15 protein-coding genes are annotated in these 13,877 nt (G+C 68.7%); 6 read left to right on the forward strand and 9 right to left on the reverse strand.

Annotation, left to right across the window (positions count from 1 at the left end; all coding sequences use genetic code 11):
- Window positions 1-20 precede the first annotated feature (20 nt).
- Window positions 21-827, reverse strand: coding sequence for a transposase family protein (locus CUT83_RS14885; RefSeq protein WP_101256294.1), 807 nt, complete (start codon window positions 825-827; stop codon window positions 21-23).
- Between the two features lie 470 nt (window positions 828-1,297).
- Here CUT83_RS14885 and CUT83_RS14890 point away from each other — a divergent pair, with 470 nt between their 5' ends.
- On the forward strand, window positions 1,298-1,648 hold the full coding sequence (locus CUT83_RS14890) for a hypothetical protein (RefSeq protein ID WP_240958566.1): 351 nt from the start codon (window positions 1,298-1,300) through the stop codon (window positions 1,646-1,648).
- An 832-nt stretch (window positions 1,649-2,480) separates the two neighbouring features.
- Here CUT83_RS14890 and CUT83_RS29830 read toward each other — a convergent pair.
- Window positions 2,481-2,939: a hypothetical protein gene (locus CUT83_RS29830; RefSeq protein ID WP_143688561.1), complete on the reverse strand. Its 459-nt coding sequence runs from the start codon at window positions 2,937-2,939 to the stop codon at window positions 2,481-2,483.
- Window positions 2,940-3,096: 157 nt separating this feature from the next.
- Here CUT83_RS29830 and CUT83_RS14895 point away from each other — a divergent pair, with 157 nt between their 5' ends.
- The 3 genes from CUT83_RS14895 (at window position 3,097) to CUT83_RS14905 (ending at window position 6,010) form a co-directional block, all read left to right on the forward strand.
- Window positions 3,097-3,360, forward strand: coding sequence for a helix-turn-helix transcriptional regulator (locus CUT83_RS14895; RefSeq protein ID WP_101256329.1), 264 nt, complete (start codon window positions 3,097-3,099; stop codon window positions 3,358-3,360).
- A 436-nt stretch (window positions 3,361-3,796) separates the two neighbouring features.
- Window positions 3,797-4,456: an SLOG family protein gene (locus tag CUT83_RS14900; protein ID WP_158239019.1), complete on the forward strand. Its 660-nt coding sequence runs from the start codon at window positions 3,797-3,799 to the stop codon at window positions 4,454-4,456.
- Between the two features lie 27 nt (window positions 4,457-4,483).
- A complete protein-coding gene (locus tag CUT83_RS14905) occupies window positions 4,484-6,010 on the forward strand; it encodes a UvrD-helicase domain-containing protein (protein WP_101256331.1) in 1,527 nt (508 codons plus the stop codon).
- 174 nt (window positions 6,011-6,184) lie between these two features.
- Here CUT83_RS14905 and CUT83_RS14910 read toward each other — a convergent pair whose 3' ends face one another.
- From CUT83_RS14910 to CUT83_RS14940, 7 genes are all read right to left on the reverse strand, one after another.
- Window positions 6,185-7,327, reverse strand: a complete 1,143-nt coding sequence (locus tag CUT83_RS14910; protein ID WP_101256332.1) for a methyltransferase domain-containing protein — start codon at window positions 7,325-7,327, stop codon at window positions 6,185-6,187.
- A gap of 37 nt (window positions 7,328-7,364) precedes the next feature.
- Window positions 7,365-8,210 (reverse strand): radical SAM/SPASM domain-containing protein, encoded by an 846-nt coding sequence (locus CUT83_RS14915; RefSeq protein ID WP_101256333.1) that lies wholly within the window; start codon window positions 8,208-8,210, stop codon window positions 7,365-7,367.
- 146 nt (window positions 8,211-8,356) lie between these two features.
- Window positions 8,357-8,707: a hypothetical protein gene (locus CUT83_RS14920; protein WP_101256334.1), complete on the reverse strand. Its 351-nt coding sequence runs from the start codon at window positions 8,705-8,707 to the stop codon at window positions 8,357-8,359.
- Complete coding sequence (locus CUT83_RS14925) at window positions 8,704-9,348, reverse strand: hypothetical protein (protein WP_101256335.1); 645 nt, start codon at window positions 9,346-9,348, stop codon at window positions 8,704-8,706. The genes CUT83_RS14920 and CUT83_RS14925 overlap by 4 nt, the downstream gene beginning before the upstream one ends.
- Complete coding sequence (locus tag CUT83_RS14930; protein WP_143688562.1) at window positions 9,345-9,806, reverse strand: hypothetical protein; 462 nt, start codon at window positions 9,804-9,806, stop codon at window positions 9,345-9,347. Before CUT83_RS14930 ends, CUT83_RS14925 begins: the two co-directional genes overlap by 4 nt.
- A 35-nt stretch (window positions 9,807-9,841) precedes the next feature.
- Window positions 9,842-10,231: a hypothetical protein gene (locus CUT83_RS14935; protein WP_143688563.1), complete on the reverse strand. Its 390-nt coding sequence runs from the start codon at window positions 10,229-10,231 to the stop codon at window positions 9,842-9,844.
- Window positions 10,232-10,329: 98 nt separating this feature from the next.
- Window positions 10,330-11,544, reverse strand: a complete 1,215-nt coding sequence (locus CUT83_RS14940) for a helix-turn-helix domain-containing protein (protein ID WP_165869694.1) — start codon at window positions 11,542-11,544, stop codon at window positions 10,330-10,332.
- 129 nt (window positions 11,545-11,673) lie between these two features.
- Between CUT83_RS14940 and CUT83_RS14945 the strand changes: the two genes are divergently transcribed.
- Window positions 11,674-12,345 (forward strand): HAD family hydrolase, encoded by a 672-nt coding sequence (locus CUT83_RS14945; protein WP_101256338.1) that lies wholly within the window; start codon window positions 11,674-11,676, stop codon window positions 12,343-12,345.
- A gap of 314 nt (window positions 12,346-12,659) precedes the next feature.
- Window positions 12,660-13,852, forward strand: a protein-coding gene (locus CUT83_RS14950; protein ID WP_101253822.1) for an IS3 family transposase whose coding sequence is annotated in 2 segments (ribosomal slippage) — window positions 12,660-12,924 and window positions 12,924-13,852 — 1,194 coding nt in all. Because the reading frame shifts where the segments join, the coding sequence is not laid out codon by codon here.
- Window positions 13,853-13,877 lie beyond the last annotated feature (25 nt).

Raw genomic sequence — 13,877 nt, forward strand, 5'->3', positions numbered from 1 at the left:
TGAGGTTTTCTCATCGGTGATCACTTCCAGATCCCGTTGAGAACGAGAGCTGCTCTGGCGATGTCGCCGATCCGGTTGGGGCTGAGCGTGACGTGCTGCAGGGCCCGCCATCGCTGCTTGAGTTCGGCGGCAGTGCGCTCGCCCAGGGCCCGGACATGCCGCAGCAGCATGTTGAGCATGCGGGTATCGGCGTGAAGTGCCTGCTCGGACTGGCCCTTTGGGCGGCGGACCGGGATGCGGATGCCGATGCCCGCGCCGATGTAGCCCTTGTCCGCCAGGGTCGGAAGGCCCTCGGCGGCCTTGTAAAGGGCGGGCAAGGCGTGCAGGCGGGCGGCGGTGATGTCGGGGACGCTGCCGGGCTCGACGTCGGAGACCCACAGGGGGGTGCCGTCCGGAGCGGACAGGAACTGGATGTTGCCGCCGAACGCCTTGTGCTTCTGGCTGAACCACAGGTCGTTACCGTTGTCCCGGAGGCCGGCGAGGCGGTCGGACTCGATCAGTGTGCCGTCGAGGATCACGTGTGTCATGCCTTCACCTCGGCAGCGGGAGAGGACCTCGTGCAGGTCCGGGGCCTGGGCGGAGAGGACGTCGATGCCTTCGTGCAGGTAGCGGTAGCCGGTGGCCTGGGAGATTCCGGCGTCACGGGCCAGGCAGTGCACGCAGCCGCGCTCGCGGAACCAGCGCAGAACCAGTACGGCCTGGCGGAACGGGCCCAGCGCCCGCGAGCCGCGCGGCGTGCCGATGCGTCGTCGGTGTGCGGCCAGCAGGCGGGACAGGTACTCCACGACATGGCGTGGGACGTCGAGCGTGGCAACATAGGTGACCAACGTGAAGCCTCTGGTGGTTACGGACATGATCTTGTGGTGAGACCTGTCCTACCAGGGGCTTTACGTCTGTCCAGAGCCGGGGCCGCCCGGCCCGATCCACCCGGACCTGCACCGATCAGCCCACTTCGCGGAGATCATTTCGCTGAGAAAACCTCAGTGGCACGTGCACCATGAAGCTTGGTGATCTGAAAGTACAGGGAATTGCCGAAGGCATATGCATTCGTTGCCTCGCTGGGGTGTGTAGTTTTTCGAGGTAAGAACACTATTTCAACCCTTGGTGCGGACAAGCTGCCCGTGTGGTTTGTGTGGTCATCGGTGTAATGCTTGATCAAGAGGGATTTTCCGATGAATGGGGCTGTTGCCTCTGCTGGTGTACCCAGCCGGACGTTCCCCTGCTGGCTCGTGAGAGGTGGGTCGCGTGTGACGATTGTGGTGCGGAGGGCCAGGCGCCTTCGTTCGGTCGGCGCCTGTTGATCGAATCGCTGACTGTGCTGGCAGCTGATGCCCAGACTCAGGCGGCCTGGCTGGCCAAGTGCGGTGTGATGACGGACGAGATCGCCCTGGACTTCGACCACGCTTTTGGCATGGCCGGGTCTTTGATGCTGGCGGGATGCCTCACCCGCCGAGTGGTGGCCGGCCTGCAGGAAGTTGACGCGACCCTTAACGCGATGAGCAGTGAGGGGAACGCCGATCGATGGACAAGGGATGCGCTGTCCACCGATGAGGGATGGGCTTTGGCCCGGAGACTGGCCCGCCAAGTCCTCGTTGTTGAAGTGGGCGAATGGCAGCGTCCCCTTCCGGGGATCACGGTTGTCCGATAACCGGCTCCGCTGCTCTGGATGTCCATGCTGCTGGGGTGGCCCACCCGATGGTGCGGGCGGTTCCCGGGTCGGCAGCCGGATCCGATGGTCGCAGTTGTACCGGCGGTGATGGTGAAGTGCTGGCCGAGGACCGTGGTGGCTGGCTTGAAGGCCTGGACCCACTTGCTGGAGACCTGCTCGTGGCCAAGCGCTTTGTACCGCCAGGTGGCGTGAGCGTCGCGTTCGGCTATCGAACCAGCGGGCTGCTCCTGCCAGAACGTTGCGGCAGTGAGACACCTACGGGCCGCTGCAACGTTGCGAAGGTCATGGGTGCGACCGTAGCCAGTTTCCGTCCCTTCTTCGGGGGTGGGGGTTCGTTCCGGCGGTGCGGGAGTGGGTTGCCGGGCGTGGTGGGCAGGAGCGGGTATAGCGCCCCGGTTCCGGCTCTGGTGGTGTTCTGTGCCCTGCCTGGTCTGGCCTGCCGTGCTCCTGTTGTGGCTCGCCGGATGCTTGCTGGGGGCGGCGGGGTCTGGCGGGTTCAAGGTGTTGGTCGTTCGGCGGGTGTGTGATCGCGGCAGGCTGTTTCGGTGGGTTTGGTGGGGAGCGCGGTGCGTTTGTTGAGGGGTGTGTGGTGCGGAGGTGGCGGTAGGGCCGGTTGGCCGCGCGTTTGAAGTGGCGGGGATGGAGGCGGCTTGTCTGCTGGCGGCGTTCTGGGTGCCGCTGCTGACTTCGCGGTCTTCGCCTGCTTCCTGTGTTCGCGGGGGTGTTGCTGGTGGAGGAGTGGGTCGGCGGTAAGGGTGGCTGTTCTGCTGTGTCCTGTGGCGGGTTCGGCGCGGGGGTGTGGTTTGTGTGGTCACCATAGGTAGCCGTTGAAGTCTTGGGTGGTGTGGTGGTCGGGGTCTGTGGTGGGGGTGGTCGGGGGGTCGTTGGGGTGGGGGAGGGGTGGGTCGGGGATGTGTGCGGTGTTGGGTGTGGTGGTGGCGCAGGCGTGGCAGAGGTCGGCTACCCGCCAGAGGTGGTGGGTGGGGTGGTGGGTGAGGTAGAGGGCGATGAGGCCGTCGCAGCCGCGGTGTGGTGGGTGCCATCGGCAGCCGTTTTCTCGGCATTGGCAGGTGCGCAGGTGTGGGGCCAGGGGGGATTGGTGCAGGTGGTCGCGTAGGTGGTTGTGGATGGTTTCTCGTGCGGTTGTGGGTTTGGGCGGGTGGGGGAGGGGGCCGCAGGTGGTGCAGCGCAGGGCTGGCGGGGCGCAGTGGGTGTCGGCGGTGATAGCCCAGGTGCGCTGTGGTGGGTGGGGGGTGGTGTTGGGTGTCATGAGGGTGGTGTCTGTTTCGCTGTCTGGTGGAGGGGCGGGGCGTTTTGGTGGTTGATCGGATTGTGTGGTGCAGATCTCTGCCCTACTTGGGGTGTTGGTCAAGATAGGGCAGGGGTCTGCACTGACAGGGCAAGAGTCTGCACCGTGCGATAGCTGAGTGACGATCTCTGTGCCCGACCCGAACCTGTCTGCGTTGCGTATGGAGTTGGCGCGGGCGCGGGCGGTGCGGGGCTGGACCTACGACCAGCTCGCCGAGCGGAGTGGTCTGGCGCGTCGCACGCTGATCGAGATTGAGCAGGGCCGCACCGTCGGCAGTCTGAAGACCTGGCATGCGCTCGCGCATGCCCTGGGGGTGCCGATCGGGCAGCTCCTCGGTGTTCTGTGCGAGGGGCATCAGCCGCCGGCGACGTCCTCGTCCTGAAGGGTGTTCAGGGACTCTGGGGGAGGCGCGGCCGCCTCTGCTGGTCTTGTTGCCGGGTGTTGAACTGGCGATCTAGCTCCGAACGTGTGCTGTAGCCGGTTCACTCTTCTCTGGGACATATGCGACTTGGGTGCCGGTATCGCGGCGTGTCGCCTGTCACGGTCCTCTGCATGTGTCTTTCTCCTTTTCCACGGACCGCCGGGCCGGTGCCGGGGGGTGGGCGGGCGCCCTGGGGCGTGCGCGGTGGTTTTGGTGCGCCTGCGGTGCAGGACTGTCGCTGCCGGCCCGGCGCGGCCTGCGCGGCGAGGACGAGCCGCAGTCGGCGGGTGGGTGTGCGGCCCGGGCGGGGTGTGACCGCGCCCTGCCCGGGCCGCACTGCGGGCGCGGTCTGGTGCGGGCCTGTCCGGGGTGTGTCGTGCCGGCGGGTGGTGGGGCGGTGAGGGTGGTGGTGTCGCCGGTGTGGGTGTGCGGGAGCCGGTGCTGGCCGTGGCCGCAGACGGTGGAGGCGGTGCTGGACCGGGCGGCCGCCCGGCATGGCGGGGAGCTGGTGGTGGTCGAGGGCGCGGGGGTGGGGGCGGAGCGGGCCGCGCACCGCTGGTGTCTGGAGCGGGGTCTGCCGGCGTGGCGGCACCGCTGCCATCCGCGGCCGCCGGCGGGCCGGTATGTGGTGCGGCTGCCGCGCGAGACGCTCGGGGCGCGGCATGAGCGGATGCTGCGTGATGAGGGGCCGCGGCTGGTGGTGGTCTTCCACGAGGCGTTCACCCCGGGGCAGGGGGTGAGTGCGGACATCGCCCGCCGGGCGGTGGCCGCGGGGGTGCCGGTGTGGCTGGTGCCGGGCGCGGATCCGGTGCGGGGCCGGTGGCTGACACAGGCCGACCTGCCCGCCGCGCCGGCCGGCCTGATGGACATGCCCGGTCTCAGTCTCGACCCCGTTTCCGGTTCCGGTTGCGGACCCGGCCTCGGGGAAGCGCCCGGCCGGCCGGACGCACCACCTCCCGACCCGGACCTGCCCGGGGCACGGAACGGGCCGGGCGGACCGGACGGTTCCGTATCCGGTCTGGCCGACGCGCCGGCCGCCCCGACCTGTACTTCCTGACCTGCTGCATGTGCGAAGGAGACGACGATGACAACGGTGACGGCAGCAGAGCCCACCGCAGAGCAGATCGCGGCCGCCGAGGCGTTCGACGCCGGAGAGCACCTGGTGATCCAGGCCGGCGCGGGCACGGGGAAGACCACCACCTTGGCCCTGCTGGCCCACACCACCCAACGGCGCGGCCGGTACCTGGCGTTCAACCGGACCATCGCCCAGGCCGCAGCCCAGACCTTCCCCCGCACGGTGATCTGCAAGACCGCGCACGCGCTGGCCTACGCCGCGATCGGCCACCGCTACCAGGCCCGGCTCAACGCCCCCCGCATCCCCAGCTGGCGCACCGGAATGGAGCTGGGCATCAACCGCAGCATCACCCTGGACTCCAAGGACATCTCGCCCCGGGCCCTGTCGGCGGTGGTGCTGCGCACCGTGGAGCGGTTCTGCCACTCCGCCTCCCCGGTCCTGGAGGCCGGCCATGTGCCGCGGCTGCGCGGCCTCGATACGGACGAGCTGCACGCGGAGTTCGCCGACCTGGTCCTGCCGTACGCGGGCAAGGCCTGGGCCGACCTGCAGCACCCCGACCAAGGGGTGGTGCGCTTCGACCACGACCACTACCTGAAGATGTGGGCCCTGTCCCAGCCCAGAATTCAGGCGGACTTCCTGCTGCTGGACGAGGCCCAGGACACCAACCCCGTCCTGGAAGAGGTCTTCCTGGCCCAGCGCGGCCACGCCCAACTGGTCATGGTCGGCGACTCCGCCCAGGCCATCTACGGCTGGCGCGGCGCGAAGGACGTGATGACCGGCTTCGACGGCACCCCGCTGACCCTGTCGCGCTCCTTCCGCTTCGGCCCGCAACTGGCGACGGAGGCCAACCGCTGGCTGACCATCGCCGACGCCCCCATCCGGCTGACCGGCACCGACACCATCCCCACCGAGGTCGGCGAAGTGGACGAGCCGGAAGCAGTGCTGTGCCGCACCAACGTCGGCACCATGGTCGAGATCATGAAACACCTCGACCACGGCTACGCGGTGGCCCTCGCCGGCGGCGGCCAAGCCCTGCGCGCCCTGGCGCACGCCGCCCGCGACCTGCAGGCCGGCCGCCGCACCTCCCACCCGGAACTGGTGCTGTTCACCACCTGGGGCGACCTGATTGACTACGCCGAACACGACCCCGCCGGCCGGGACCTGCAGCCACTGGTCGACCTGGTCAGCGAACACGGCGCCGACACCATCCTCCACGCCGCCGACTGCCTCGTCGACGAACGCCACGCCGAGGTCACCGTCTCCACCGCCCACAAGGCCAAGGGACGGCAGTGGTCCACGGTACGCATCGCTGATGACTTCACCCCGCCGCCGGACCTGGAGGACACCGACGAACACGGCGAGCCGCTGCCCGGGCCGATCGACGACACCGAGGCCCGCCTGGCCTACGTCGCGGTCACCCGCGCCCGCCACGGCCTGGACCTGGGCGGCCTGTCCTGGATCGAGCACCACCCCGCCGGGCAGGTCGGTGGTGTGTGCACTTGCCCGGGTCGGGAGGGACCGGTGTCTGAGGAGTGATGGAGCAGGTCTGAAAAGCGCCATGCTGTGTCTTTCCGCTGTGGTGTGTGCTGTGCCCTTCCCCGGCTTCCCGGCCGGGGAAGGGTGCCACGATGGCCTGTGCCGGGGCGTGGGTGGGCGCGGTGATCTCGCGGCTTCTGCTCAAGTTGCAGGGCAGGGTGGGACTGGTCTGGGTCAGGAGGGCACGGTGGCGTTCCAGCGTCCGCGGGTGAGGGTGGTGGTGCCGCCCGGGGTGATGCGGACGGCGGCTCCGTAGATGGGGAGGGCGCCTTCGGTGTTGAGGCGGTTCCTGATCTTTTCCAGGGTGTTCCACAGGCGGCGGGGGCCGCTCTGGTGGACTTCGGGCGGGTCGGTCCAGGTGGCGGTTGCTCGGGCCCAGGAGCCGTCGGGGTGGAGCATCCAGGCGGTGCGGTGCCGGCCGGGCTTTTCCTCGAAGTGGTGCTCGATGCCGGGTTCGGTCAGTTCCAGCATCGACCACACCTCCCAGGCTTCTTGGATGTTGAGGACGGGGTAGCGGCCGGTGGTGACGTCTTCGCCCTTCTGGTCGCGGAGCGCGGCGATTCGGTGGGCCTGGCCGGGTGGGTAGTCGGGGCCGTGGCGGGTGTGCATGAAGCCGGCCCGGTCCCATTCCACGCGGCCGGTGGCGCCGCCGTCCTCGGTGCGGTCGGCGGTGATGATGACGGGCATGTTGGTCAGGGTGGTCACCAGCCGTCCGCCTGGGCGGAGGGCGGCCAGCCAGGAGGCGGGTATGGGGCGGACGGCGACCATGGAAACGATGCGGTCGTAGGTACCGGGGAGCGGGCCGGTGGCGTCCACCTGGGCCACGTCTGGTGTCCAGCCGACGGTGGCCAGGCGTCCGCGTGCGGTTTTCACCAGGTAGTCGTCGACGTCGATGCTGGTGACGTGGGCGTGGCCGAGGCGGGAGCAGGCCAGTGCGGTGGAGTATCCGGTGCCGGTGCCCACGATCAGCAGTCGGCTGGTGTCGGTGATCATGCCGTGGCGCAGCATCCGCACGACCAGGGACGGGTGTGTCGAGGATGAGGTGGGTGGTCCGGTCGGCCGGTCTGCTGGTGTGGCGTGGTCGGCGTGGAGGTGCCCGATGCGGGTCACCAGCGATCCGGTGTCGCTGTAGGCGGCGGCCGCCCACGCTGTGGGGTCGGTGGGGCCGTCGTGCAGCTCCCAGCTGCCGTCGCCGGCCGGTTGCCACCAGCGGGGGACGAACAGGTGCCGTGGTGTGCTGGCGACGGCCGGGCGCCACCGGGAGACCGGGTGGGTTACGGCGGCGGCCAGGCGGTCGGCGTGCTTGTTCCACTCCACTGCCAGGTCTGTCCGTTCCACAGTCGAAGTCTCCTTGCTAGTAGGCGGGGTTGCAGGCTGTGCTTTCGGCCGGGGAGCAGTCGGAGCCGTCGCTGTTGGGCTTGCACGCTGTCGCGCTCGGACGCCGGGGGACCTGCGCCATCAGGGCGGTCATCGCGTTGCTTTCGAGGATGGTGCGCAGCTCGGTGGTGCGGACGTTACCGGCCGGGGGCAGGAAGCGGGCCAGCACGCACATCCACACATCCCCATGCGGGCCGATCGCGGCGCGGCCGGTGCCGCATCGGCCGCACAGTTCCCCGATGGTGGGGTCCGTGGTGGTGGCGCGGCCGACGCCGCGCTGCCGGTCGATGTGGATGTGTTGTACGCCCAGCGCTTCGAGTTCGGCGCGGGCCTGGGCGGTTCGTTGCCCGTCGAAGGTGTCGATGATGCCGACCTTGAGGGGGATGCCCAGCTGTACGGCCCGGATGATGTTGGCCCGGGTGCGGTCATGGGAGGAGCGGCGGCCGGTGATGCGGGTGTGCTGATCGGGGAGGTCGCTGTAGTAGGAGGTTGCCAGCGATACGGCGGGGTCGCGTAGGCGCTCCCACAGTGCCTCGCGGACGTGGACGAGGTTGGAGAACACCTGCACGTGCAGGCCGCGGTTGAGGGCGTGGTCCAGCAGGGTGGTGAAGTCGGGGCGCAGGGTCGGCTCGCCGCCGATGAACTGGACCTCGGTTACGCCCATGCCGGCGGCTTGGTCGATCACTGAGCGCCAGTCGTCGGCGGTCATGGTGCCGTGGTCGGCGTCGGGCCCGGAGGCGGCGTAGCAGTGGGTGCAGGCGAGCTGGCATTTCCCGGTGATTTCCAGTTCCAGGAACGTTGTTCTGACCGTGGTGGCGGTCATGTTTCCTCCTTCGCGATGTGCGGAAGCGGGCGCGGGGTCGCGGGGGGTTGGGCTTGGCCTGGGCGGTGTTGCAGGTGAGGCTTGCCCGGGCGGTTGCTCCCAGGGGGCTGCGGTGCGGGGCCGGGCGGGCCTGGAAGCCTTGGGTTTCAGCCGGTGCTGGTGAGGCTGTAGCGGGCGTCGGCATGGGCGTGGATGCGGTGGTTGAGGGTGGCTCGGCACGCGGGGCAGGCGTACAGGGCGGCGGTGGTGGTGTGGTGGCGGGCTTTGCCGAGGCGGGTGACGGCCGGGCCGGTCAGGTCGCACCACCAGCACGCAGGGGTCTGGGTGCCGGTGGCGTGGTGGACGCGGCGGGCCAGGAGATGCAGGCACGGGCCGCAGGCGTAGATGGGGGCGGTGTCGCAGTCGTGGCGGGCCTCACCGAGCCAGGTCACGGGCAGGCCGTCCAGGTCGCACCACCAGCAGGGCGGCCCGGTGACCGGTGTCTGCCCGGCGCTCACCGGAGCGCTCCGGTGGTGTTGGGCTGGAGGTCGTCGAGGTTGACGGGGGTGCACTCCTGGAGGGACACAACCAGGCGGGCGGCCAGGGTCCAGCGGATCTGCGGGGAGTCGTAGGGCACCGGCACCAGGCGTTTGCCAGGGGTCCGCTGGAGGGTGGCGGGGTCGTAGATGGTGCCGGCCACGCCCCATGCGGGGGCGTATTCCACCCAGGCCGCAGTGTGTCCTTGGCGCAGGGCCGGGCAGTGGCGGACGGAGAGGTGGGCACAGGGGATGCATACCGGAGGGCTGGCGGTGATCTCGCCGTCGCTGATGGGCCGGCTGGTCTTGCGGACCAGGAATAGAGAGCGGTCCTCGGCGTCGAGAGTGGGTTGGCCGCAGATCTGGCAGAGCAGGTCGAGCATCGCGCGGCGCTGCCGCAGGGCGTGGATCTCCTCGAGCCGGGGTTCGCCGCGCCGGTGCTTGGGGGTGATGGCCTGCCGCTCCCACAGCACGCCCCAGGAGTCGCGGTCGTACGGCGTCTCGTCCGCGAACGCCAGATGCTCCGGGCCCGTCCCGATCCGCCGGCGGACGACGGGCGGGGTGGTGAAGCGCTCGCGGGACCAGGCGGTGATGTAGGGAACGACCGGAGGCAACTGCTTCACAGGGCTGCTCCGGCGGCGTCGGCCTCGGCGCGGGCTGAGCGGTAGGCGGCTTCGAGATGGAGGCCGCGGGTGAGGCCGTGGTCGGTGGGGCCGACCAGCCAGCCGCGGTCACCGAGCCGGAACGGATCAACGAAGCTGGGGTGGGGCAACAGGACCAGGCGGCCGGTGGCGAGGACCTCCCCGCCTTCGGTGGCCCAGCCGTGCGCGGAGCCCCTGGTGACGATGAACTCCGCGCCGGGCGGGCCGACCAGGACCGGGCCGAGGGAGACGCAGGCGGCGCGCAGCAGCCGCACGGTCTCCGGCGCCAGCGTGAGGGGCAGGCGGACGACGTCCCAGGCGAGCCCGGCGGGGACTTCGGCGAGCGCGCCGCGGGACCAGGCGGCGGTGACGGTGTCGGTGCGGCCAGCTCCGGCCAGCCAGTCCAAGGGCAGATAGCCGTCAGCAGCGCCAGCCACCATGGACCGACGGACCCGGTCACCATAGGCGCGAGCGGTCACAAGGCCACCTTCATCTGGGGCCCCAGCGTCTCCTCGATCACGACCCGGAGCAGACCGGTGCGAGTATGCACCGGTCCGTGGACGGGAGAGGTCAGCCAGTAAACCCCGGGCCCAGACTCCTTGCTTGATGGCGGCACCGCAACATACGAGGCCGTACTGAGCGGGCTGGTGTACTGCACCGTCCATCCGCTCGTACTCTGAGGCGGGACCAGGAAGTACAGGGCCCGCTCTCGAGGATCGACGATGACGGCGCCGTGCTTCCCCTTCAGCTGCTTCAACGCTTGGACAGCGATCCACCGGGGCACCTTGACGGCATCCCACCGCCCCCCGCAGGGGACCAGCGTTAGATCCCCTGCGGTTTCCATACCGCTTGTGTCCGCAGTCACGTCTGCTCCTCATCCGTATCTGCCGGTTGATACGGCGACCGTAGGGTCGGAGCAGTGGCCTTACCCGAACCGAGAGTTCGGGTAGCTACGGGTTCGGGTCACAACAGGTCCAGGCGCTGAGCCAGTGCGGTGGCCTGGCGGCGATACGTTGGCCGCACTCGGCGGACGAGAGCAGTGGTCATTTGGCGGGCCACGAGGCTGCGTTCCAAGTCCTCTGGCGCCAACTCCTCCAAGGACTGCAGGTGGACCAAGACTGCGGCGTCCTCGCGACGCAGGTCGTAGCAGCGCGCCACTTCCAGACCGAACGTGAACTGCCGTTCCCTGGAAGGCAGGCGGGAGGTGTCGATTTGGTCAGCGGTGCGTAGGGCTTCGGAGGCCTCACCGGCGAGAGTGTCCAGACTGATCATATGCAGCGCGACGTTGGTCGGCCCGAACACGGTCCACTGCACGTTGCACTCATCTCCGACTGGAGCAGCGAGCGGCGCGGCTTGTTCTTCCAAGTGCTGCCGTGCCTGCCACCGCCGCCGGGTACGCGCGGCGGACAGCGCGACCACTAGCTCCAGAGCGCCTCGCATCGCTGTGGTTTCCAGCGATGCAGGGGCGCGGCGGAGGCTTTCAATCGCGGACGTTGCTACGTCTTCGGCCTCGGCTGCTCGTTCCTTGCCCTGGGATAGTAAGACTTGTCCGAGATTCCACTGAGCGGCGGCGATCCGTACCGGGTCATCAGCGTCTTCGGCGGCGTGGCGTGCACGATCGGCGGCCACTAACGACAGGTCCAGTCGACCCGTCCGTCGGCAGTATGAGCGCAGCAACCCGTACAGGTCTGCAGAGGCACGGAGCACTTCACGCCGTGCGTCCGTCTCGTCGTCGGCGCGGTAGGCGCGTACGGCGTACTCAAGGTCGGTGATCAACGACGGCAGTACAGCCTCCACCTCGGTGAACCGCGCTGGTGAGGTCTGCCAGATTCGCCACACTGCATCAACTCGCTTCCGTAAAGCGCTGGGTGAGGCAGGCTCGGTGCCGTAGGGGGTGCCATGTCCCATCAGGGCCCGGACCACGCCGGACGCTGCGCTCGTCGGAGAGGAGGGGTCCGGGGTCGACGGTTCGTCAGTGAGCAGTGCGGCGACCGGTACAGCCAGTTCTGTTGCGATACGTGCGATGACGTCGGCAGATGGGACCTTCAGACCGCGTTCGATCTGAGATAGATATGCCTCGGTGATGCCGACCAGGCCAGCGATCGCAACCTGTGTACGGCCGCGCTTATTGCGGTAGTACCTGATCCGCTCACCGATGGGCAACCTCGGCAAGTCCACACGTCCCCCTTTACCCTTCGCCTTGAGGCAGGTTGAGTGATCAGCGTAGGAGGATGCCCACGCTTCTGGCACTCTGTGTACACGATTGTGTGACGAGTGGTTACAGCAGTCGGCGTCAGGGAGGCAACGATGGTGCTGGTGCTATGGGATATCGACCACACCCTCATCGACACACGAGGCGTCGGCCGAGAGTTGTCAGCGGAGGCATTCAGCCGGACCACCGGGCAGAAGATGCGCCGCCAGGCGAAGATCGACGGCATCACCGAAGCCGTCATCTTCCGCGAGACTGCCAAGCTCCATGGCCTCACGACGACCCGGGCCGACTTCGGGCGTTTCGCTCAGGAACTCGTCGCCGCCCATCTGAGGCGATCGGCCGACCTCCGCGAACGCGGCCAGGTTCTCCCAGGGGCATCGGCCGCACTTGACGCACTGGCAGTCCAGCCAGGAGTACGGCAGACCGCACTCACCGGCAACGTTCGCCGTGTCGCCGAGATCAAACTCGAGGTGTTCGGCCTTGACCGGCATATCGACTGGGAGATCGGCGCTTACGGTGAGGACAACGATGTACGTGCCGAACTGGTACGCATCGCCTTGGAACGCGCCGGACTCACCCCGGCAGAAGCTGTGCTGGTCGGAGACACTCCGGCTGACGTCGAAGCCAGCCACGACAGCGACGTGAGGATTATCGCCGTCGCCTCTGGTCGCAGTGGCCAAGCCGAGCTACGAGCTGCTGGCGCCGACGTGGTCCTGCCCAGCCTGGACGACACTGAGCTGTTCTTGAAACTAGTCTGTCGCTCCTGACTCGGAAACCGTTGCCGCTCAGGGTGTAGAGCAGATGCCCGCTGAGGTTTTCTCAGCGAAGTTCACTGCCATGCATCGTGGAGGACGAGGGCGGCCCGGGCGATGGCTCCGATCCGGCTGGGGCTGACCGTCACATGCTGTCAGAGGACACGGCAGACTCCCCGCTGGCGGTCAGTTGGCCTTCCCGCTGGTGGACATGGAATCTCCCCGGTGGCGGACAGCTGATCTCCCCGCAGACCCACTGAGCTGTACTGATCTTCGTGGAGTCCCTCAAGCCTGGGTTACGCTTCCAGGCGTAAGGAGAACCACGAGCAATGCCAGCACCCCGTAAGTACCCCGATGAGCTGCGTGAGCGGGCGGTGCGCGAGGTCCGCGCGACCGGCCGCCCTGTGGCCCACGTCGCCCGCGACCTCGGCATCCACAAGGAAGCCCTGCGGTCCTGGGTCCGCCAGGCCGAGGCGGACGCCGGCGAGCGTGACGACCGGCTGACGACCGCCGAGCGCGACGAGTTGAAGGAACTCCGCAAGGAGAACGCCGAGTTGAGGCGGGCCAACGAGATCCTGAAGGCCGCCTCGGTGTTTTTTGCCCAGGAGATCGACCGTCCCCGGACGAGGCCGAGCAGGTGATCGACCACCTGCGCGACAAGGGCCTCGGGGTCGATCCCGTCTGCCGGGTGCTGGATGTGTCGCCGTCGACGTACTTCGCGCGCAAGACGCGGCCGAAGTCGGCCCGACGCCTGCGCGACGAAGAACTGATCCCGCTGGTCACAGCCGCGTGGGAGGACTCCGGGCGCACCTACGGCGCACGCCGCGTCACCCGCGCCCTGGTCCGCGCCGGACACACGGTGGCCCGCTGCACGGTCGAGCGGCTGATGGGCGAGCTCGGCATCGAGGGCGTCATCCGCGGGCAGCGCCGCCGCACCACGGTCCCCGAGCCGGCCGCGCCGCGCCCGCCGGACCTGGTCAACCGCCGTTTCACCGCCGAGCGGCCCAACCAGCTGTGGCTGGCGGACCTGACCTACATCCGCACCTGGTCGGGGTGGGTCTACGTCGCGTTCGTCCTGGACGCGTACTCACGCCGGATCGTGGGCTGGCAGGCCGCCACGCACCTGCGCACGGACCTGCCGCTGGACGCACTGGAGATGGCGCTGTGGCGGCAGAGGATCAAGAAGGACGCCGATCTCATCCATCACAGCGACCGCGGGTCGCAGTACGTATCCATTCGGTACACGGAACGTCTCGCCGAGGTCGGTGCCTCGGCGTCGGTCGGGTCCGTCGCGGACAGTTATGACAACGCGATGGCCGAGGCCCTCAACGGCACGTTCAAAGCCGAACTGATCGAACATCAGGGGCCATGGCGGGACTTCGACCAGGTCGAGCGGGCCGTCTTCCAGTGGGTCGCGTGGTACAACGGTGAACGACTCCACTCCGCCCTGGGCTACGTGCCGCCCGACGAGTACGAGCAGACGTACTGGGCGTACCTGGAGGAAGTCCCGCAGACCGCTTGATCACACGATCGCGGACTCTACGAAA

Source organism: Streptomyces barkulensis (genome assembly GCF_002843305.1).
GTDB lineage: Bacteria > Actinomycetota > Actinomycetes > Streptomycetales > Streptomycetaceae > Streptomyces > Streptomyces barkulensis.

Coding starts and splice junctions, on each gene's coding strand:
- CUT83_RS29830 (WP_143688561.1), bottom strand. CDS start 2,939: ATGACACCCAACACCACCCCCCACCCACCACAGCGCACCTGGGCTATC.
- CUT83_RS14905 (WP_101256331.1), top strand. CDS start 4,484: ATGACAACGGTGACGGCAGCAGAGCCCACCGCAGAGCAGATCGCGGCC.
- CUT83_RS14915 (WP_101256333.1), bottom strand. CDS start 8,210: ATGACCGCCACCACGGTCAGAACAACGTTCCTGGAACTGGAAATCACC.
- CUT83_RS14930 (WP_143688562.1), bottom strand. CDS start 9,806: ATGGTGGCTGGCGCTGCTGACGGCTATCTGCCCTTGGACTGGCTGGCC.
- CUT83_RS14945 (WP_101256338.1), top strand. CDS start 11,674: ATGGTGCTGGTGCTATGGGATATCGACCACACCCTCATCGACACACGA.